17 protein-coding genes are annotated in these 22,474 nt (G+C 37.2%); 12 read left to right on the forward strand and 5 right to left on the reverse strand.

The window, feature by feature from the left end:
• Positions 1-32: 32 nt before the first annotated feature.
• Both DXB63_RS13225 and dnaB read left to right on the forward strand, forming a co-directional pair.
• Positions 33-1,034 (forward strand): M28 family metallopeptidase, encoded by a 1,002-nt coding sequence (locus tag DXB63_RS13225; RefSeq protein WP_122126892.1) that lies wholly within the window; start codon positions 33-35, stop codon positions 1,032-1,034.
• Positions 1,035-1,169: 135 nt separating this feature from the next.
• Positions 1,170-2,714: a replicative DNA helicase gene (gene dnaB / locus DXB63_RS13230; protein WP_122126893.1), complete on the forward strand. Its 1,545-nt coding sequence runs from the start codon at positions 1,170-1,172 to the stop codon at positions 2,712-2,714.
• Between the two features lie 105 nt (positions 2,715-2,819).
• On the opposite strand, the gene DXB63_RS13235 is transcribed toward dnaB, so the two are convergent.
• Complete coding sequence (locus DXB63_RS13235; RefSeq protein WP_122126894.1) at positions 2,820-3,872, reverse strand: porin; 1,053 nt, start codon at positions 3,870-3,872, stop codon at positions 2,820-2,822.
• 196 nt (positions 3,873-4,068) lie between these two features.
• On the opposite strand from DXB63_RS13235, the gene pheT reads away from it, so the two are divergent.
• The 3 genes from pheT to DXB63_RS13250 are packed head-to-tail and all read left to right on the forward strand — an operon-like array spanning position 4,069 to position 7,540.
• On the forward strand, positions 4,069-6,531 hold the full coding sequence (gene pheT, locus DXB63_RS13240) for a phenylalanine--tRNA ligase subunit beta (protein WP_122126895.1): 2,463 nt from the start codon (positions 4,069-4,071) through the stop codon (positions 6,529-6,531).
• 27 nt (positions 6,532-6,558) lie between these two features.
• Positions 6,559-7,284, forward strand: coding sequence for a YebC/PmpR family DNA-binding transcriptional regulator (locus DXB63_RS13245; protein WP_122126896.1), 726 nt, complete (start codon positions 6,559-6,561; stop codon positions 7,282-7,284).
• A gap of 4 nt (positions 7,285-7,288) precedes the next feature.
• Positions 7,289-7,540, forward strand: a complete 252-nt coding sequence (locus tag DXB63_RS13250) for a TIGR03905 family TSCPD domain-containing protein (RefSeq protein ID WP_122126897.1) — start codon at positions 7,289-7,291, stop codon at positions 7,538-7,540.
• 474 nt (positions 7,541-8,014) lie between these two features.
• Here the strand turns inward: DXB63_RS13250 and DXB63_RS13255 are convergent, their stop codons facing one another.
• Together DXB63_RS13255 and DXB63_RS13260 are read right to left on the reverse strand one after the other, a co-directional pair.
• On the reverse strand, positions 8,015-8,530 hold the full coding sequence (locus tag DXB63_RS13255) for an FHA domain-containing protein (RefSeq protein ID WP_122126898.1): 516 nt from the start codon (positions 8,528-8,530) through the stop codon (positions 8,015-8,017).
• A gap of 18 nt (positions 8,531-8,548) precedes the next feature.
• Positions 8,549-9,577, reverse strand: coding sequence for an SPOR domain-containing protein (locus tag DXB63_RS13260; RefSeq protein ID WP_122126899.1), 1,029 nt, complete (start codon positions 9,575-9,577; stop codon positions 8,549-8,551).
• Between the two features lie 122 nt (positions 9,578-9,699).
• On the opposite strand from DXB63_RS13260, the gene rfbC reads away from it, so the two are divergent.
• From rfbC to DXB63_RS13275, 3 genes are read left to right on the forward strand one after another with little or no spacing between them, the layout of a single operon-like run.
• Positions 9,700-10,245, forward strand: a complete 546-nt coding sequence (rfbC, locus tag DXB63_RS13265) for a dTDP-4-dehydrorhamnose 3,5-epimerase (protein ID WP_122126900.1) — start codon at positions 9,700-9,702, stop codon at positions 10,243-10,245.
• Between the two features lie 19 nt (positions 10,246-10,264).
• Positions 10,265-11,578, forward strand: a complete 1,314-nt coding sequence (locus DXB63_RS13270) for a UDP-glucose/GDP-mannose dehydrogenase family protein (RefSeq protein WP_122126901.1) — start codon at positions 10,265-10,267, stop codon at positions 11,576-11,578.
• Between the two features lie 4 nt (positions 11,579-11,582).
• Entirely contained in the window at positions 11,583-12,374 is a 792-nt protein-coding gene (locus DXB63_RS13275) for a DUF4738 domain-containing protein (protein WP_122126902.1), read from the forward strand.
• A 4-nt stretch (positions 12,375-12,378) separates the two neighbouring features.
• Here the strand turns inward: DXB63_RS13275 and DXB63_RS13280 are convergent, their stop codons facing one another.
• Both DXB63_RS13280 and DXB63_RS13285 read right to left on the reverse strand, forming a co-directional pair.
• Positions 12,379-16,851, reverse strand: a complete 4,473-nt coding sequence (locus DXB63_RS13280; protein WP_369869624.1) for a translocation/assembly module TamB domain-containing protein — start codon at positions 16,849-16,851, stop codon at positions 12,379-12,381.
• 240 nt (positions 16,852-17,091) lie between these two features.
• On the reverse strand, positions 17,092-17,664 hold the full coding sequence (locus DXB63_RS13285; protein WP_122126903.1) for an HdeD family acid-resistance protein: 573 nt from the start codon (positions 17,662-17,664) through the stop codon (positions 17,092-17,094).
• Between the two features lie 96 nt (positions 17,665-17,760).
• Between DXB63_RS13285 and dinB the strand changes: the two genes are divergently transcribed.
• The 4 genes from dinB to DXB63_RS13305 all read left to right on the forward strand — a co-directional run bounded on the left by dinB (position 17,761) and on the right by DXB63_RS13305 (position 22,380).
• On the forward strand, positions 17,761-18,852 hold the full coding sequence (gene dinB, locus DXB63_RS13290; protein ID WP_122126904.1) for a DNA polymerase IV: 1,092 nt from the start codon (positions 17,761-17,763) through the stop codon (positions 18,850-18,852).
• 1,104 nt (positions 18,853-19,956) lie between these two features.
• Positions 19,957-20,814, forward strand: a complete 858-nt coding sequence (map, locus tag DXB63_RS13295; RefSeq protein ID WP_122126905.1) for a type I methionyl aminopeptidase — start codon at positions 19,957-19,959, stop codon at positions 20,812-20,814.
• A gap of 13 nt (positions 20,815-20,827) precedes the next feature.
• Positions 20,828-21,847 (forward strand): tRNA (adenosine(37)-N6)-threonylcarbamoyltransferase complex transferase subunit TsaD, encoded by a 1,020-nt coding sequence (tsaD, locus tag DXB63_RS13300; RefSeq protein ID WP_122126906.1) that lies wholly within the window; start codon positions 20,828-20,830, stop codon positions 21,845-21,847.
• A gap of 38 nt (positions 21,848-21,885) precedes the next feature.
• Positions 21,886-22,380 carry a CinA family protein gene (locus DXB63_RS13305; RefSeq protein ID WP_122126907.1) on the forward strand — a complete coding sequence of 165 codons (495 nt, stop codon included), beginning with the start codon at positions 21,886-21,888 and terminating at the stop codon, positions 22,378-22,380.
• Positions 22,381-22,474 lie beyond the last annotated feature (94 nt).

Here is a 22,474-nt window from a genome sequence, read left to right on the forward strand (position 1 = left end):
CTTTGCGGTTATAATATGGAAAATATCATACTATGAAGAAGTATAATTTACTTGTTTTTGTATTCAGTTGCATTGCTACAACATTGTTTGCGCAGATGCCGGTAGAAAAGGGCTTGAAAAGTATAAACCGATTATCGGCGGAAGCATACATTCAATTTTTAGCAGATGATGAATTGCAAGGACGTGAGGCTGGACAACATGGAGCAAATCTGGCATCATCATATATTGTTTCTTGCTTGAAAGTGATAGGAATACCGTCATTGGGAGAAGATTATTATCAACCATTCGAGGCTTATAGAAAAGAACGTCAGCGTAAAGGGCGTTTGGAAGTGAATCCCGATTCAATTGCAATTATTAAAAAAGGAGTACATCAACGATATGATATGCGGAATGTTTTAGGGATGATTCCTGGAAAGAACTCTGATGAATACGTGATAGTGGGAGCGCATTTTGACCATTTAGGTATGGATCCCATGCTTCATGGTGATCATATTTATAATGGTGCAGACGATAATGCTTCAGGAGTTTCGGCTGTGTTGCAGATTGCAAAGGCATTTGTGGAAACAGGAAAACAACCGGAGCGTAATGTGATTTTTGCTTTTTGGGATGGGGAAGAGAAAGGATTACTGGGCTCTAAATATTTTGTGCAGAATTGTTCTTTTATTAAGGATATAAAAGGTTATTTGAATTTCGATATGATAGGCCGGAATAATAAGCAGGAACAGCCAAAACATGTTGTCTATTTTTATACGGAAGCTAATCAGAGTTTTGGTAAGTGGTTGAGAGAAGATATTAAAAAATATAATTTGCAGTTGGAACCGGATTATCGTCCTTGGGATAAGCCTTTAAGTGGAAGTGATAATGCTTCATTCGCATCGGTAGGAATACCTGTTATTTGGTATCATACGGATGGGCATCCTGATTATCATTTACCATCAGATGAGTCTTCTCGTTTAAATTGGGATAAAATTGTGGAAATCACAAAAGCTTCTTTTTTGAATGCTTGGAATTTGGCTAATGAAAAAGATTATTAACTGCTGATACCTACGCTTTTCCAGCTTTTGCTATGGATGTGAACAAAATGGTGTTTATAACTAAATGGTATGCGAATCTTTAAAAATCATTTGTAAATCCTATCTTTGTTCCCGCAAATATATGAAACGGAAGAAATGGAAGCAAAAAAAAATACAAGAGCAACAAAATCTAAAGTACAGCCAACTAATGAATATGGACATCTACAACCTCAGGCGAGAGAGTTGGAAGAAGCGGTATTGGGTGCGTTAATGATAGAAAAAGATGCTTATTCGCTGGTTAGTGAGATTCTCCGTCCGGAGTCATTCTATGAACATATACATCAATTGATTTATGCTGCTATCACAGACTTGGCAGTTCGTCAGGAGCCTGTGGATATTCTTACTGTAACAGAGCAGTTGAAGAAGCGCGGCGAACTGGATGAAGTAGGAGGACCGTTTTATATTGCCCAATTAAGCGGTAAAGTTGCCTCTTCAGCTCATATAGAGTATCATGCCCGAATTATAGCTCAAAAGTATCTTGCACGTCAATTAATTACCTTTACGAGTGAAATACAGTCAAAAGCTTTTGATGAAACAATTGATGTTGACGATTTGATGCAAGAGTCTGAGGGAAAACTGTTTGAAATTTCTCAGCGTAATATGAAGAAGGACTATACGCAGATAAATCCGATTATCTCGGAAGCGTATGAACTTCTTCAGAAAGCTGCAGCTCGTACCGATGGTTTAAGTGGTTTGGAAAGTGGTTTTCATGCTTTGGATAAGATGACGTCTGGCTGGCAAAATTCCGATTTGATTATTATCGCTGCACGTCCGGCAATGGGTAAGACTGCTTTCGTGCTTTCTATGGCAAAGAATATAGCTGTGAATTTTAAGAATCCTGTAGCTTTGTTCTCACTGGAAATGAGTAATGTACAGTTGGTCAACCGTTTAATTGTGAATGTGTGCGAAATTCCCGGCGAAAAGATTAAGAGCGGACAACTCGCGCCTTATGAATGGGGGCAGCTTGACTATAAGATAAAGGAGCTTTATGATGCTCCGCTTTATGTGGATGATACACCGTCGCTTTCTGTTTTTGAATTGCGTACCAAAGCACGTCGGTTGGTGCGAGAGCATGGAGTGAAGATTATTATCATTGACTACCTTCAGTTAATGAATGCGAGTGGTATGTCTTTTGGTAGCCGTCAGGAAGAGGTCAGTACAATATCCCGTTCTTTGAAAGGACTTGCCAAAGAATTGAACATCCCTATTATTGCTTTGTCGCAGTTGAATCGTGGTGTGGAAAGTCGTGAAGGGATTGAAGGAAAACGTCCTCAACTGAGTGACCTTCGTGAATCCGGAGCTATTGAGCAGGATGCCGATATGGTTTGTTTTATTCATCGTCCGGAATATTATAAGATATTTCAAGATGATAAAGGAAATGATTTGCGTGGTATGGCGGAAATAATTATTGCTAAACACCGTAATGGTGCGGTAGGAGATGTTTTATTGCGTTTCAAAGGAGAATTTGCACGTTTTCAGAATCCGGATGACGATATGGTAGTACCTTTGCCGGAAGAAGAAAGGGTTTTAGGTTCCCGCATGAATAGTGCCGGGGCTGTACCTCCGCCTCCTGCTGAAGCTTTTCCGAATGAACCCGGTCCTTTTGGAACAGCCGTGCAAGATGGACCGTTACCTTTTTAAATCTATTTTATCTCTATAGGTTTTTCACATAATATAAATGCTACGGCTGAATAACTTGGATTCTACCGTAGCATTTTAGTTATATTTTTCCTTATGCTTGATTATTTAAAAACGCGTCATGACTTCTACCACTAATTTATCTTGTTCGGATTCAAGTGGTACTGCATTTTTGCGATAGAAATATTTTTCATAATTAAGGCGTATGTCGGCAACAAAAGCCTTTTTACCAATACTTAATGTCATACCACCTGTGATGCGATGACGTTTGTAGTCGTTAATTTCAAGTTTTCCGCTTTCTTCATTAGCCTTACCGTTACTATGGTCAGTCATCATATCATAGCGGGCAAGGAAAGATATTTTGCTGAATATTTTGCGTAGTGGCAAATCATAATTGATGAAACTATTAACAGCATGTACATCTTTGAAAGCGTTATTTTCATAATTCTTATATAAATACTCACCTTCAACATGGAAGCCGCAAAAATTATAATAAGCACCGATATCATACATATAAATACGGGCAATGTCCGGTTTGATTGTTTGCATACTCAATGTCAGGTTGCTGCCATTAATTGGAAAGAATTGGGCTTTGACGGAGTAATTCAGATCTTTATGCCATTCTTTTTGTTGAGTAAGTCCTGAACCGTTGAATGCTCCTGCTTCTATACAAAAAGGAAATCTACCTTTAAAATCATATCCGAGAGTTGCACCGACATCGCGTACATTGCCTACCTGTTTGGCAATGAAAGAACGGTTTGCGAAATATTGTTGGTGTGGTGAACGATGTGCGTCAATGGTGAAAGGAACGCGCATTTGTCCGATAGTCGCACTTAGTCCGTTGACAGGATAAATACGTGTATAAGCATCAAGCATCTTGATTGTTCCTTCGTCGGAAAGATCTATTTCTGCCTTATATGCTACAATAGGGTGAACGTTCCCCGTTAAACTGAAACGTGCGTTACGAACCTGAAAGCGACTTGCTTTCATTTCCGGTTGGTATTCATACTTTCCTCTGATTGTTCCATGAATCTCAGGCAAGTAATCTTCTGTTTCCATTTTTGTTTTATCCAATTTCTTTCCATCTTCATTGTGTGGCTCCTGAGCCATGATAGATGAAGCAGTCAATAGGAATAATAAGGTAGTAAATGTATATTTCATTGTCTTTTATAGATTTTGTGACAAAAGTATGTACAACATATTATATCCGAATGTCATATATATTACAATTATGTTACATAATATGTTTGGTATTTATATAAATAGGTGAAGAAGATTTTCAACTATTTTTTTCCTCTCAACCGAAAAACTTATTAACTTTGCAAGTCCTTTTTAGAAACATATAAAAAATAATGATATGAATATCAGTTATAACTGGTTAAAAGAGTATGTCAATTTCGATTTGACAGCAGATGAAGTTGCTGCTGCCTTGACTTCTATAGGTCTGGAAACCGGCGGGGTGGAGGAAGTTCAAACAATTAAAGGTGGTCTTGAAGGTATTGTTATTGGTGAAGTGCTTACCTGCGAACCTCATCCTAATTCTGACCATATGCATATTACTACCGTCAATTTAGGAGATGGTGAACCTGTACAAATTGTGTGTGGGGCAGCTAATGTTGCAGCAGGACAAAAAGTAGTTGTTGCGACTTTGGGAACCAAATTATATGATGGCGATGAATGTTTCACGATCAAAAAATCAAAGCTTCGTGGTGTGGAATCCAACGGAATGATTTGTGCGGAAGATGAAATAGGTATAGGTACCAGCCATGATGGTATTATAGTTCTTCCGGCAGATGCCGTCCCGGGAACACCGGCTAAGGAATATTACAATATAAAGAGTGATTATGTACTTGAGGTGGATATCACTCCTAATCGTGCTGATGCATGTTCGCATTATGGGGTTGCTCGTGATTTATATGCTTATCTCGTTCAGAATGGTTATAAGGCGGAATTGAAGAAACCTTCGGTTGAAGCATTCAAAGTAGACAATCATGATTTGGATATAGCTGTTACGGTAGAGAATAATGAAGCTTGTCCGAGATATGCAGGGGTAACAGTTCATGGAGTAACAGTAAAAGAAAGTCCGGAATGGTTGCAGGATAAATTGAGAACAATCGGTTTACGTCCTATTAATAATGTAGTAGATATAACAAATTATATCGTACATGCTTTTGGACAGCCGCTTCATTGTTTTGATGCAGCTAAGATCAAGGGAAATCATATCCGCGTGAAAACAATGCCGAAAGATACTGTTTTTGTTACATTGGATGAAGTGGAGCGCAAATTGAATGAGCGTGATTTGATGATTTGTAATGAAGAGGAGGCAATGTGTATTGCCGGAGTATTTGGAGGATTGGATTCCGGAAGTACAGAAGCAACTACGGATGTATTTCTTGAAAGTGCTTATTTCCATCCTACATGGGTTCGTAAGACAGCTCGTCGTCATGGCTTGAACACGGATGCGTCATTCCGTTTCGAACGTGGCATAGATCCGAATAATGTTATTTATTGTTTGAAGCTTGCAGCTTTGATGGTGAAAGAGCTTGCCGGAGGTACTATTTCTTCTGACATAAAAGATGTTTATCCTACTCCGTTTGAAGATTTTAAGGTAGATCTTTCTTATGAGTATGTTAATTCTTTGGTGGGTAAAGTAATTCCGGTTGAAACGATAAAGAGCATTGTAAACAGTCTTGAAATGCGAGTATTGGAAGATACTCCGGAAGGTTTAAAGTTAGCTGTTCCTCCTTATCGTGTGGATGTACAACGTCCGTGTGATGTTGTGGAAGATATACTCCGTGTCTATGGATATAATAATGTAGAGATACCGACAACATTAAAATCGAGTTTGACTACAAAAACGGATGTTGATAGATCTCATCAATTGCAAAACCTGATATCAGAACAACTACTGGGTTGCGGTTTCAATGAAATATTGAATAATTCATTGACAAAAGCTGCTTATTATGAAGGCTTGGAGTCTTTCCCTGCAAAGAATTTGGTAATGTTATTGAATCCGTTGAGTGCAGATTTGAACTGTATGCGTCAGACGCTTTTATTTGGTGGTTTGGAAAGTATTGCTCATAATGCTAATCGTAAGAATGCGGATTTGAAGTTTTTTGAGTTTGGAAATTGTTATTATTTCCATGAGGAGAAGCGCAATACGGAAAAAGCACTTGCTCCATATACAGAAGACTATCATTTAAGCTTATGGGTGACGGGAAATAGAGTTTCTAATTCTTGGGCTCATACTGATGAACAAAGTTCTGTGTATGAACTAAAGGCTTATGTCGAGAATATTCTGATTCGTTTAGGATTGGATCTTCATAAATTGGTTATTGGTAATTATACCGATGATTTATTTGCAACAGCCCTAAGCATTAATACTCAGGGTGGTAAACGGCTTGGTGTCTTTGGTGTAGTGACAAAAAAACAGCTAAAGACATTTGATATAGATAATGAGGTTTATTATGCAGACTTGAATTGGAAAGAGTTGATGAAAGCAATTCGTTCTGTAAAGGTAAGTTTCAAAGAACTTTCTAAATTCCCGGCTGTAAAGAGAGATTTGGCATTGTTGCTTGATAAGGATGTGCAATTTGCTGAAATTGAAAAGATTGCATACGAAACAGAAAAGAAGTTGCTTCGTGAGGTGACTTTGTTTGATGTTTACGAAGGAAAGAACTTAGAAGCCGGAAAGAAGTCTTATGCCGTGAGTTTCTTGCTTTTGGATGAAACCCAAACGCTGAATGATAAGCAGATTGACAAGATAATGTCTAAGTTGATAGCTAATTTGGAGAACAAATTAGGAGCTAAATTAAGATAATTCATAAATATATTAAAATATATACCAATGGGAAGAGCGTTTGAATATAGAAAAGCTACCAAGTTAAAGAGATGGGGAAATATGGCTCGTACGTTTACGAGAATCGGTAAACAAATTGCTATTGCAGTAAAAGCTGGTGGTCCGGATCCTGAAAATAATCCTCATTTGAGAGCTGTTGTTGCGAATGCAAAGCGCGAGAATATGCCGAAAGATAACGTAGAACGCGCTATCAAGAACGCAATGGGTAAAGATCAGAAGGACTATAAAGAAATGAATTATGAAGGTTATGGTCCTTATGGAGTAGCAATTTTTGTTGAAACAGCTACTGATAATACTACACGTACTGTAGCTAATGTACGTAGCGTTTTCAATAAGTTTGGTGGGAGTTTAGGTACTTCCGGTAGCCTTGATTTTATTTTCAGTTGGAAATCAATGTTTACTTTCAAGAAAAAAGATGGTTTGGATATGGATGAACTGATTCTTGAATTAATTGATTACGGAGTGGAGGATGAATATGATGAGGAAGAAGACGAAATCACAATTTATGGAGATCCTAAATCCTTTAGTCAGATTCAAAAATACTTGGAAGACAATGGCTTTGAAGTGACCGGTTCTGAATTTACCCGTATTCCAAATGATCTGAAAGATGTGGATGATGAGCAACGTGCTACAATAGATAAAATAGTAGAGCGTTTGGAAGAAGATGAAGATGTGCAGAACGTTTACACGAATATGCGTCCGGCAGAAGAATAAGAAGATGGCCTATCTTTATAAGACTCACGGTACTTGTAGCACGAATATTGAAATTGAAGTGGACAACGGTATCTTGAAGCATGTGAGATACTACGGTGGATGCAATGGTAATCTGAAAGCTATAGCCAGATTATTGGAAGGTATGCCGGTAGAGAAGGTTGTTTCTAAACTGGAGGGTATAACTTGCGGAAATCGTTCAACTTCATGTTCAGACCAGCTTTGTAAAGCGCTGCGGGAGATGGGAGTCGTGAAATAATAAAAAGGGGTATCCGAAAGGTGCCCCTTTATTTCTTTTTATATGCCCTCTGATTAGTTATTGTCTATAAGCTTCATCCCTTCAGTTTACCCTATTCTATATTGATACTGAATGGATTAGCCTGAAAGATGGAATCATTCAGTGTCTATTCAGCATATTACTCAATGTTCATCATCGGCTGAATGTTTTCCCTAAAAAAGATTCAGGATAATATGCTGATAATCAAGTGCTGATTTGTAAACTGAAGGATTGAAAGATAAATGAGAGTAACTTGTTTTTTATACTATCTTTACCTGCAAATTGGTAGAAATATCTGTGGAACTTGTAGTAATTCATCTTGATGTTTTTTACAAACACCTTGATGTTTTTTAAAAACATCAGGTTGATTAAAAAAAACATCAGGTCGTTTGTTGACGAAGGTACGGTCCTTTGTTTACAAACTCCTATCGTTTGCAAACAATCGACCGTATGGTTTTATTTTTCAGCTTCGCGAAAGATAAAGGTGGTTGCTCCGAGTGTAATGATAGCTCCGTCTTCAATACGAATGCGGTCTTTATCGCTTAATATTTCATTTTGCAAAAACGTACCGGTCAGACTTGGAAAGTCTCTTAGCGTATAAACTAATTTACCTTGTTTATCTTGTTTCACATTGATAACGCAGTGTCGTCTGTCCATACTCATGTCGGAAGTTTCTATGGGAATAGTAATGTTGTTTCCTGTGCAACGGCGTCCTATAATGTTGTCACCTTCAACAAGAGGGAAAATTTGTTTATATCCGAAAACATTTTCTATTACCATGATGCTTCCGAATTGACTCTTTTCTTCTTGAGTCTCATTTTTTTCTGTAGACTTTAATTTCGTCTTTCCAATCCGGATGCCAAATTGTTTCTTGCAATGATCGCAGATAAAAACAAGAGATTGTCCTTCTGTATATTTTGTTTCATCAAATGTGATGTAATTCTCACACTTGGGACACATAATTCTTTTCATAAATTGGGAAAGTATTTTTTATTTCGACAATAACCATGCATCTTTTAACGCCGGGCTTTGTCTTAATTCATTGAGCTTTTTATTTGCTTCATTTCTATCGGAAAATGACATCAGGCTAATACGTGTTCTGCCGTTTCCTTCCAGAATCTTGGCGTTGGTATAACCTTCTTTTATACATTTTTGAATAACAGTCTCAGCTTCACTTCTATTATTGACACTGGCAATTATGATGTTGTATTTTCCTTCTTTGATTGACGGAGTAACTTGAGATGTTTCTGCAGTAACAATATTATTATTGTTTTTAGTTACCTTTTCTACTCTTATTGCTTTGGGTTTCAAGTCTGTGACTTTTTTCTTGTCTGAAGATTGTACAGTCAACGCTTGCTTTACAGGTACTGTCGGGTTGTTTTGTGTATTGAATATGTTCAATGATATAAGTTCTGCATAATTATCTGTTTCGATATAAGTGTTTTCTACAGGAGTAGACATAAAGAAGAATGCAATAATTGCTACTGCTGCTGCAACGGCATGCCTTAACAATGTACGGTTGATTCTAATCTCGTACACATTCTTGGATGATTTTTTATCCGGTACAATTCTTTTTTCTTCTTGTCTGTACATAACCGATTTAAGCTTTTCTATTCCGAAAGAACTTAAACCATATAATTCCGGAGCAACTACTCCGTCTTCGTTGGGGCAGAACTCATAGGTGTTGTCTATATTTAGTGATAGAGTTCCAATTCCATGTAATTCAGCCTTCCCGTCTTTGTGAAGTATGTTGTTGAGTTCCGTAACAGCTTCTTCCAAGCGTTTACTTGCATCGGAAAAATCTGTATGATAAGTTTGCATATATGATTGAACCAGTAATCCGTCGTTTATTTTTAAATGGGGATTAAAACCGATAGTACGTGTAGGAGGGAGATATAACCCTTCTTCTTCTACCCATTTTGCAGAGGAATGATGTGCTACAAATCCACCAAAATCCGGTATGATAACACAATCATTTTCTAATAATAAAGTTTCAATATGTTGTACTAATTCAATCATGTGTGCAAAATTAATCTTTTACTCGAATAAATACTACTGTTTTTTGAATTAAATTATCAACAAATTATAAACAGTAGTATAATTTTATTGCTAATTTTGCAACCGTTAATAAAATATGTGATATGACTTACATACAAACAGAAATTGATGGAGTGTGGATCATTGAGCCGAAAGTGTTCAATGATGCGCGTGGGTATTTTATGGAAGCCTTTAAAAAAGAAGAATTTGAGGCCAACATTGGTAAGGTGAATTTTATTCAGGACAATGAATCCAAGTCATCATACGGGGTGTTGAGAGGACTTCATTACCAAAAAGGAGAATTCTGCCAGGCAAAGTTGGTGAGGGTTATTAAAGGTGAAGTTCTGGATGTTGCAGTAGATTTACGAGAATCTTCTCCTACATTTGGTAAATATGTAAGTGTATTATTGAATGAAGAAAATAAGCGTCAGTTTTTTATACCTAGAGGGTTTGCTCATGGTTTTCTTGTTTTGAGCGAAGAAGCCATATTTACATATAAAGTGGATAATGCATATGCTCCTCAGGCTGAAGCATCTGTGCTCTATAACGATAAGGATTTGAGCATTGATTGGCCGATTAATGAAAATCAAATAATAATGTCTGATAAGGATAAAACAGCAAAAGCATTTAAGGATGCTGATGTATTTTAAAAATTAAAGAAAAAGAGTTATGAAGATAGCAATTGTTGGTACGGGCTATGTTGGCTTGGTTAGCGGAACTTGTTTTGCGGAAATTGGAGTAAATGTCGTTTGTGTAGACACAGATGAAAAGAAGATAGAAAATTTAAAGAAGGGTATTATTCCTATTTATGAGCCGGGACTTGAGGATATGGTTTTGCGTAATACTAAAGCCGGAAGATTGAATTTTACAACTTCTTTAAAAGAATGTCTTGATGATGTTGATGTTGTGTTTAGTGCTGTAGGTACACCTCCTGACGAAGATGGTAGTGCCGATTTGAAATATGTTCTTCAAGTGGCGCGTACGATTGGTGCAAATATGAATAAATATTTGCTGGTGGTAACGAAGAGTACTGTGCCGGTAGGGACTGCTAAAAAGGTAAAAGATGCGATTCAGGAAGAATTGGATAAAAGAGGAGTAAAGATTGAGTTTGATGTGGCTTCTAATCCGGAGTTCCTGAAAGAAGGAAATGCGGTTGACGACTTTATGAGTCCGGATCGCGTTGTGGTGGGAGTAGAGTCTGAACGTGCACAAAAACTGATGACAAAACTTTATAAACCGTTCTTGTTGAATAATTTCCGTGTTATTTTTATGGACATTCCTTCTGCGGAGATGACTAAATATGCGGCTAATTCAATGCTGGCTACACGTATCAGTTTTATGAATGATATTGCAAACTTATGCGAATTAGTCGGTGCAAATGTAAATATGGTACGTAGCGGTATTGGTTCTGATACCCGTATCGGACGAAAATTTCTTTATGCCGGATGCGGATATGGAGGTTCTTGTTTCCCGAAAGATGTGAAAGCACTTATTAAAACGGCAGAACAGAATGGGTATGAGATGCGCGTGTTAAAGGCGGTAGAAGAGGTAAATGAACGGCAGAAAGGTATTCTTTTCGATAAGTTGAATGATTATTTTAAAGGTGATTTGAAAGGTAAGACAATTGCCCTTTGGGGATTGGCTTTCAAACCTGAAACCGATGATATGCGTGAGGCTCCTTCGTTAGTGCTTATAGATAAACTTTTGGCTGCAGGGTGTAATGTACGTGTTTATGATCCGGCTTCTATGGAAGAAGCAAAGCGTAGATTAGGCGATATTGTTTATTATGCTAAAGATATGTACGATGCATTACTTGATTCTGATGCTTTAATGTTATTGACAGAGTGGAAAGAGTTCCGTTTGCCGGCATGGGGAGTAATCAAAAAAGCAATGAATAACAATGTAATCTTGGATGGAAGAAATATATATGATATAAAAGAACTTCGCGAGCTGGGATTTGTTTATCATTGCATAGGAGAATAAAAACATGAAATTAAATGTCACTATTTTATTAGTGGCTGTCTTTTTTTGTTCCTGTCAGGGAAACAAACAAAAAGAAGCGGTAGCTGTTGATAGCAAAGCTAAAGAACTTTTTCAAGGTATATGGCTTGATGATGATAGTGAATCTGTGCTGTTTAGAGTTCAAGGAGATACTATTTATTATGCTGACGTACAAAATGCACCTGTTTATTATGAGATTGTAAAAGACAGTTTGTATATGTACGGAAATGAAGTGTCACGTTATCAAATAGATAAGCAAGCTGAATATATCTTCTGGTTTCATTCATTGGCAGGAGATGTTGTGAAACTACATAAATCAGAAGAGCCGGCTGATTCTTTGGCTTTTGTTGATAATACGTTTCAGGTAATACCTATCTATACGGAAGTGACAGAGAGGGATAGCGTCGTTATGTATAATGGAAGACGTTATAGAGCTTATGTGTATATTAATCCTTCCAAAATGAAAGTTTATAAAACTTCTTATTCTGAAGAAGGTATTAGTGTAGACAATGTTTATTATGATAACATAATGCATATATGTGTCTATGAAGGCAAGAAATGTCTGTACTCAAGCGATATAACCAAGCGAATGTTTGAAAATACGGTTCCGGGAGAATTCTTAGATAAATCCATTTTATCTGATATGAATTTTCTTTCAATAGATTCTTCCGGCTATCATTATCAAGCGTCGTTATGTATACCGGAAACTTCTCTTTGTTATATAGTAAATTTAACTATTAGCTTTGATGGAAAGCTCACTATGGCAGTCTTAAAATAGTTTGTTATTTCCGTTCCCGTTTCTTCTTAGATTCGGGAACGGAAATATTCTTTTCGATAGAGTCTGTTTTTATTGTATCACCGGGTTGAACCTCTTTATTTCTCTTTCTACTGTTCCAAAGAAATATATCTCTCCAAGTATTGAAATCTTTTTTATAAGCGATACCGACACCTTGTGTTGTCAATGTGGTTTTTGTGTAGTAGCGATCATTAGTTTGATTATATGCTTTAAGACGTATTTCTCCGGATTTGGTTAATAACCATTCTACATCAAAATCCCCGACGAAGTTACTGTTTGCCATAGGATTATCCCTATAGCCGAAGTTACCGTTTATTAATAATCGGTTATTTAATAATTGTCCGGATAGGATACCTTCTATTTCCATATCCGTCCATCCTTTTTCTCCTGTACTGAGGTTGGTTCCAAAATTCCAGTTATTGAGGTTGAGTGCTTGAGAAAGCATATTATTAAGCTGTCCGGACAGAGTGGATGATAGCATGGAACTCATCGCTTTTGATGATTGTCCGGATCGATTGTTCCCGTAATCATACGTATAAAATTTACCAATACCTAAAAGATATAGGATTTGCATATTCATTTCTTCGTCTGTACTGATGGCACTTCTTACAATTTCCCGTTCTTCTTCGCTGACGTTAGGTAGTTCAATATCAAATTTGATATCGGGATGTGTCAGATTTCCGGTCAGATTCATCATACAGTTTACTTTGACGTTGTTCTGTGAGAAAGTCTCTCCGATACCCAAATCGCTTAATGAAGCAGAATTTACGGTATAGGCAGCTTGTATGTCAAGATTGGCATCTAACGGGCTTCCATTAAAATCAATGGTACTGCCTGATTGAATAATAAAATCTTTTCGTATTACTTCCTGTAAGCTGAATTTGTAAATACCTTGGTCTATTGTATAGTTGCCGAACATTTTAACATCTCCTTTATTGAAAAAAGAAACCCTGATATTTCCATTACCTTTTCCGCTGATATAATCTCCGGCAACCGGGTCCATGATGATTTTCATATTGCCATCAGGTGTCGCATCTATCTGGAGATTTAGGTGAATATCGATAGGGGTATTATCTTCTTTTAAGTTTTCTCTCAAGAAACTGCTGGGAGTATATATTGAATCACGGATTTCCCGTTTAGGAGTTCTGTCTATGAAATTGATGAATTGATTATTAGCAGCAGAGGCAGTACTATTCATCATATATACAAAGTTGGTATTTCGGTTAGTGCTCATGGCTACATCTACGTTCAATCCTGTGGCACCTCCATTGAGTGAGGCATTTCCTGTTCCATAAACAGTACCATAAAAGGGCATATCCGGATCTTCTTTTGTATTATAGACCAGCATATTATTTACATCTATCAGAAAACGATAACTCAGGTTCTTAAAATGTGTATGTCGTAGGTAACCATTTATTTTTCCCGCATGTCCTTCCGGATCATATAGTGCACAATCTTTGAACTGTATTTCCTGAGGACGGAGGTGAATGGAGTCCCTTATATTAAAAGAGGTATTAAGTATATCAAACTTCAAAGATGCGTTTGCAAATACATCTCCTTCGAGTTGCAGGGATTTGAATCCACCGAAGAAATGAGCATGCCCTTTTATTCGTCCATGCACATCGGAAGCAATGTTCCGCATATAAAACTGTAAGAATTGGATATTTGTACTATCTACGTCGATATTTAAGTTCAATCCTTTTTTACCCGGATAGATATGCCCTTTTACATTGGTTCGTGATATATCTTTTTCATGCATTCGTGCATCAAGGAAAATGCCCTCTTGCTCTTTATCCCATTTTCCGGAAATATTCATATCGCCAAGAAGACCATTGTTAAAAGAGAAGTTCTTTACGAAAAGCTCAGCATTCAATTCCGGACTCTTCATCACCTGGCTCGCGGTGGCTATGCCGGTTGCCATTCCTGTAAAATCCACGTCTTTTAGTTGTACAATATCGAATACATAACCTATATTGATGTCATTCAATTCGACCTTAACCGTATCTTCTTGATTTTTTGTGAGTTTTCCATTTATGCGAAGATATTGATCTTTGTGTTTAAATAAGAAGTTATCAACGAATATTCTTCCGGAATCAACAGCGATATGGGACGGATGAATATTCCAGATGGAATCATTCAGTATTATTTCAGTCGGCTCTATCCATATATTGGCTTGCAGAATTGGTTTTTCACCTTCCGTTTTAAAGAAATCAGTCATGGCGGTGAGCCGGCCTCCATAAGTTGTTGCCGAGTTATTTCCCCAATTGATTGAAGTCGTCATCTTATCGTTTCTGGCTTGAGCTTCTACAGAAAAGCTAAGTGCCCCATCTTCTTTCATACGTTTACTACCTCTGACCTGACATTTAAATCTGTCGGTTGGATTTTCACACAGAATCATCCCTGATTCTATCAGGTGATTACCATATCTTAGTGCAGGAAAATATCCTTCAATACGTAGTTTACGGACAATATCGTTAAAATATCCTTTAATGGTGGAGTGAGTATAGATTGTGATTGGCAAATTGAATATTTCGGTCAGTTTCTCTGTATTATAAATATTGATATCAAAGTTAAAGTTATTATTGGGCTCGTTAATTTCTTTATTTATAGAAAGCAAAGATGGAATATAACGTTCTACTGTTTTTATGGCACTTGCCGGAATCGTGTGATAGGAATAGTTTCCTTTTACAGTGGCTGTGATGTATTGTGATGTGAAGCTTAGTATTTTTTCATTGTTTTCCTGTGTCGCTGTAATATTTATGTTATCCAGGAAGAATGTTTTTTCGGGAGCAGTGAACAGAATACTGTCAACATTGATTTTACCGATAATGTTATCAATAGAATTTCCTTCGAAGTTGGCATCTAGCTTTAAAGAGAATTCAGAGTCTTCATATTTCTTTAATAAGTTCAAGTCATGAGGACGTACGTTTCTTATATCTGCATGAAAATTGAATGTTGGTATTTTTTGTGCGGTATTAAAGTTCCCGTTAAGAAGAATACTCCCGTTTACATCGTTTAAAGCAATCTTTCCATCAAATCCTCCGTGTTCATATTTCCCGTCCAGTTCTATATTATGATATTCATATTTACTGTATTCGATGGATGAGATCAAACCTTTCAGATTGATTGTAGGGAGCTGATTCCCGTATTTAACGGTGGAAACATCAACATTGAAACTAATTTCTCCCAAGATGTTTTCTTTAGCCAATAATTTCCCTAATTTGAAATCTACAGTTTTGACGGAACCGGAAGAAGAGTAGATCGCTTTATCCTTATCGGAGCTCAATTTTATATCGGTTTTTATTGCTCCTAACTCTGTGTTTAAGACACCATAAGTTACCAAATCATTAAAGTATCCTGATATTTCTCCCCGGAAAGAAATTTCGCCTATACGTTTTAATATGTCAGGAACTTGAGCATTGTTTTTTGATAAGTTCTTAATCAGTAAATCAGTTCCGGAACGTTTGATGTGGAGCTTGGATAACGTACCATATATATATGCGTCACTGCCTTGTGATAAATCCTGAAAAGCAACATTTCCCTTTATTTGGATATCCTCATTGGCATTGATTTCCAGTTTTGTACATTCTAACTGGTTTATTGTTCCATTAAAGGCTAAATCCAAATCCAGTTTATCCTGAAAATTAGCAAGAGGGGGGACGAAGCAAGATATATCTTTGAGAGTTACGTATGAAGGTTTCATTTTCCCTGAGAAATGCACACTATCTGCTAAATGCTCAAATGCTTCGAATCCGTTGTATTTTATGGAGACTGTATCCATGTTGAAAGACGTATTGGGTAAAGCGATAGAGAAATTTTCTAATTGCAGAAGCTCTCTGTTTCCCAAAACTTTTAAAGATAACTTATGAAGTTCCAAACCGGATTGTTCATTCAAACTGAGACGTTTGATCGATGCATTAATCGAATCGTTACTTAAAGCTTTTAGTGAGATGTTTGCAATAATATTCTGTAAATTAATGTGTTTGCCATTGAATTTATTGGGCGTGTCAGGTTCGGATAGTACGTTGTATGAAAGTTTTCCCCTACGTATCAGTATGGAATTGATACGTAAATCCAGATTGCTTTTTTCATTGATGGAATCTTTGGATGCAAACGCATTTAGAACGAATCGGAAATTGGGAACAGCTTCCGGATTTTGCTTGGATAAGTTTATATTAAAACCAAATAATTGTACGCTACTGATGGCTATCTTTCCTTTAAATAGGGGGAGAATCTCAAATTTAGCGGAAAGACGGGTTACCTTCAACATTTCCTTTCCGGTTTGGTCGTTAAGTAAAAGATCATCGATAATGATTCTGTTTAAGGCTCCTGCGGATATCTTTCCTATCGAGAGCTCTGTTCCCAGAATTTTACGAAGTTCGTGAGTTACCAATACAGTAGTCTTCTGCTGAATTGCGGGTATGTTCAGCAAAATAATAATTCCCAGGTATAAACTGATAATTATTCCCAGGAACCATCTTACTATCCTTCCTAATGTTCTGATAAATCGACCTATTTTGTATTTCCGAACAAAAATAAGCAATATTGCTTATCGGATAGCATAAATAGGCGTATTTTCTAATCTTTTTAGATATTCGTTAACATAAAAAGAAATTGTATTCAAGCATCAAGGAGATTTTTTTAAACGTCTTGACGTTTGAAAATAACCACCTTGATGTCTTTTAAAATGTCCGGATATTTATTCTTCCCGATTCTTTTTATGTAAATTCTTTAGTTCAAATGAAAGCATAACGCGGAAGAAACCTATAATAAGGAATGCGAATGCCAACATGTAAACTATGGACATTGCTCCGATACCCGGTTGCCAGATTATGGCAAAAGAACAGATAACGGCAAGAATACCGAAAGCCATATACCAACCCCATTCGCGGGTACCATAACGCTGCAAGTCCATTGAATATCCCATAGCGCTGAAACCACGGAACATCAGCCAGAATGCGACGAAGAACGGAATTACTTCCATACTTAATAATGGGTAAGCTACCAGATAAATACCTAAAATCAGGTCGATAATACCGCCGGCCAAGTACCATCCCCAGCTAGAAAGGGTTTTGCGATTGCTTGCGGCAAATATAATTTCGAGTAGTCCGCTCACAAGCATTGATACACTAAAAATAATGCTCAGTGCAACGTAGCTGCTCAATGGAGCAAACATCAGGCATAAAGCTACAATAATGTATAAAAGTCCAAGTAAAAGAGATACCCACCAATTTTTGACTGCGTAGTCAATCTTGTCAATAAAAGTTTTCATACCGAATAATTTTAATTAGTTTAAGTAATGACTTCATAACAAGATTTGTCGTAAAGTGTTTACTTTTGTATCTGAAAGAATTCTAAAAGGACGTTTATGTCGCAAAAAAAAATCATACATGTGGATATGGATGCTTTCTATGCTTCTGTTGAGCAACGGGATAATCCTCAGTATCGTGGAAAACCTCTTGCGGTGGGGCGTGCAGAAGAGAGAGGAGTCGTAGCTGCTGCCAGTTACGAGGCCCGACGATATGGAGTTCATTCTGCCATGTCATCTGTAAGAGCAATGAAACTGTGTCCTGATTTGATTTTTGTACCGGGAAGGATGCCATATTATAAGCAGATTTCATTGCAGATACGTGAAATCTTTCAAGATTATACGGATATAATAGAGCCTTTATCACTTGATGAAGCTTTTCTTGATGTAACTGAAAATAAGAAAGGGATCACTTTTGCCGTGGATATTGCCAAGGAAATTAAGGCGAGGATTCGCAAGGAGTTGAATTTGGTGGCATCGGCAGGTGTTTCATATAATAAATTCTTGGCAAAAGTAGCTTCAGATTATCGTAAACCGGACGGACTTTGTACGATTCATCCGGATAAAGCGTTGGAATTCATAGGAAAACTTCCTATTGAAACATTTTGGGGGATAGGAAAAGTCACCGCACAAAAGATGCATTCTTTAGGTATACACAACGGAATGGATTTACGTGCCTGCTCCCTTGAATTTTTGCATCGTCACTTTGGTAAAGTGGGCGCCTTGTATTATGATTTTTCTCATGGAATAGATAATCGTCCTGTAGAAGCTGTCCGCATTCGTAAATCTGTCGGTTGTGAACATACGTTGGATAAGGATGTTACGGTATATTCTTCTATTATTATCGAACTTTATCATGTAGCGACGGAATTGATAGAGCGCCTGCAACGTTCCAGCTTTCGTGGAAATACGTTAACGCTTAAACTTAAATTTAATGATTTCTCGCAAAAGACCCGGAGTATCAGTGTAGGGTATGAATTGACTAATTTGAAAGATGTACTTTCTCTGGCCAAACAATTATTAAAAGAAGTCGATTTAACAGGGCATCCAATTCGTCTTATCGGACTTTCTGTCTCCAATCCGATGGATGAAGAAGATAAAAAACAAAAGTATCCGATTCAATTAAGTATTGATTGGGATGCAAAGTGGTAAATGAAATCATTCTTAATCTGCTGATATTCAGTACTGAATTCCTAAATTATATAATAAGCTGACTAAATTGTATAATGAGGATGTGATTTATGCTTTCAGTATTATTAAAGATTATTACTTTTGAAAATCGTTAGGGATAAACGGATTATTTAAAACAACGCAGACATTGAATGATATTTAACATCCACTTCCTTTCACTTAAAATTAAGTATTGAAAGGAAGTGGATTTTTTACTGTCTTATCGGTATGAATCCTAATTTGTACATGTTTTCAAATTACACTCACATAGCCTTCACCTTATCACGCTTTGGAGATAACCAATTGTATTACAGCTAGTAAAAGTGAAGGCACTACTTTTGTGAACTGCACCGGAAAAATCAGCTAAGCTCCTCTGTCTGATGAGGAAGAAGTTTGAATGGAAATTTTAAATCTTAACTCTCAATTAAAGAAAGCCTAATCCGTTATAATCAGTCTAGTCAGCGTTATCCGTAAACCTAGTTCTCTAAATTTCTTGTATAAAAAGTTAGTACAATATATTTTCGGGTGCAGTTCAACAAAAAAGTGCCTTCACTTTAATTAAATAGTAATCAATAATATAAGGGTGAAAAGTGATAAGGTGAAGGCAAGTCAAAGTAAATTAAATAACAGCTAAATCAGCAAAGTAAGCAAGCCAAAACGCCTAAGGGAGTGTTGGCTTACGCTCCCGTAGATGTAAGCCATCGCCCCCTTGAGTGTTAGCCATCGCTCCCTTGAGCGTTAGGTAACGCTCCCTTTGGCAATTTATAAAATGATCTTGATGTTTTTTTTAATCATCAGGTTGTTTTTAAAAAACATAGGGTTGATTGAAAAAAACATCAGGTCGTTTGTTGACAAAGATACGGTCGATTGTTTGCAAACTCCTATCGTTTGTAATCAATCGACCGTATGCTGAAAAGCAGATTCCGTTATAGTCAGAACAAAGCAAATAGATAAACGGATAATTTCATGAGGTGATCCAATAAATTTCATGAAAAGTAACGTATGTTTTTTCTGTTTCGATGGAAATTCTGATTTTAGTTTAGTAACTTTGCACGATTTTCAGATAAAGAAATATCTAATAATAAAATGTTTAAAAGAAGAATAAATAACTGGCATCCGGTAAAAGGACAACCATTAACGGATTTAGATAAAAAAGTTCTTTATTTTCAGAACAAAGGACATTTGGTTCCAAGCCGTAAATTAATTAAAACTCCCGAACAAATCGAAGGAATCCGCCGGAGTGGGGTTATCAATACCGGTGTTCTTGATTTGGTAGAAAGTGAAATTAAAGCAGGTATGTCTACTGCCGAGATAGATAAATTGGTCTATGACTATACAATAGCCCACGGTGCTATTCCGGCTCCGCTTAACTATGAAGGTTTTCCGAAAAGCGTGTGTACTTCCATTAATGAGGTCGTGTGCCATGGAATTCCTAGCGAAACGGAAATTTTAGAAGAAGGAGATATTATTAACGTGGATGTTTCTACTATTCTTGACGGATACTTTTCCGATGCTTCCCGTATGTTTATCATTGGTAAAACGTCTCCGGAAAAAGAGAAATTGGTAAAGGTAGCAAAGGAATGTTTGCAGATAGGAATGGAAGCAGCCCGTCCGTTTGGATTTGTAGGTGATATAGGCAATGCAATTCAGAAACATGCAGAAAAGAACGGTTTCTCTGTTGTAAGAGATTTATGCGGTCATGGGGTGGGATTGGAGTTCCATGAAGAACCCGATGTGGAGCATTTTGGTAGAAAAGGAACCGGAATGTTATTGGTGCCGGGAATGGTCTTTACAATAGAACCTATGATAAATATGGGGACGTATGAAGTTTTTGTGGATGAAGAAGACGGTTGGACTGTAGTGACGGAAGATGAGTTGCCCTCTGCACAGTGGGAGCATACTTTCCTGATGACAGAGAATGGATTGGAAATATTGACTTATTAAAAAGATAAAGAATATGGATACGATAATATTAGGTATAGAATCTTCTTGTGATGATACTTCCGCTGCGGTGATTCGTAATGGTGTGTTGTTATCCAACGTGGTATCCAGCCAAGCTGTACATGAAGCGTATGGTGGAGTAGTGCCGGAGTTAGCATCACGTGCACATCAACAGAATATCGTTCCAGTAGTACATGAAGCATTGAAACGCGCCGGAGTGACAAAAGAACAATTAAGTGCTATCGCTTTTACACGTGGTCCCGGATTAATGGGCTCGCTGTTGGTCGGAGTATCTTTTGCCAAAGGCTTGGCACGTTCTCTTAATATTCCAATGATAGACGTTAACCATCTGCATGCCCATGTGTTAGCACACTTTATTAAAGAATCGGATGATGATCACGATCAACCGGAATTCCCATTCCTTTGCCTGTTGGTTTCAGGGGGGAATTCACAAATCATTTTAGTGAAGGCCTATAATAACATGGAGGTAATAGGGCAGACTATCGATGATGCTGCCGGAGAGGCTATTGATAAATGTTCTAAAGTCATGGGACTGGGGTATCCCGGTGGACCTATTATCGACCGTTTGGCTCGTCAGGGGAATCCGAAAGCATACACATTCAGTAAGCCTCATATACCTGAATATAATTATAGTTTTAGTGGTTTGAAAACTTCTTTCCTTTATTCGTTGCGCGACTGGATGAAAGAAGATCCTGATTTCATCGAACATCATAAAAATGATCTGGCAGCTTCGTTGGAAGCTACTGTGGTGGATATCTTAATGGATAAACTGCGTAAGGCTGCTAAGGATTTGAAGGTAAAGGAAGTGGCAGTTGCAGGAGGAGTGTCTGCAAATAATGGTTTACGCAATGCTTTTCGTGAACATGCAGAGAAGTATGGTTGGAAGATTTTTATTCCTAAATTCAGTTATACAACGGACAATGCGGCAATGGTGGCAATAACCGGTTATTATAAATTCTTAGATAAAGATTTCTGTACTATTGATTTGCCTGCATATTCGAGAGTCGTTATGTAAGTGTTATACTTCGATGGAAAGGTTTGTTTTAGAAAAATATGAGCGAAGAAATTGACATAATATCTTTGAGTAGTGAGCTGGGAGAGCTTTTAAAAGAGAGGAATTATATGCTTGCTACCGCAGAAAGTTGTACAGGCGGGAATATTTCCGCTACCATAACAGCTGTTCCCGGTAGTTCGGAGTATTATAAAGGTAGTATTATCGCATATTCAAATGAAGTGAAGATGAATTTGCTTCAAGTGAAAGAACAAACACTAATTAAACATGGTGCGGTAAGTGAAGAAACTGTCAGGGAAATGGTAAAAGGTGCGATGAAATCGTTGAATACGGATTGTGCCGTTGCAACATCCGGCATTGCCGGGCCAAGTGGCGGTACTCCGGATAAGCCTGTGGGAACAGTGTGGATTGCTGCCGGGTCTAGAAAAAAGATTATAACCCTGAAGCAGGAAAAGGATGAGGGTAGAGAACAAAATATTCTTCATGCTACGTATAATGCATTGTTTTTGCTTCGAGAATTACTGTTAGATGAGTAAAAATAGTCTTGAAAAGAGAATTATTTTATAAATTACTTGTTTTATATAGATAAAAGTGCTTACTTTGCGCTCTGTTTGAAATAAGTATAGATAA

The organism is Bacteroides sp. OM05-12 (assembly GCF_003438995.1).
Classification (GTDB): domain Bacteria; phylum Bacteroidota; class Bacteroidia; order Bacteroidales; family Bacteroidaceae; genus Bacteroides.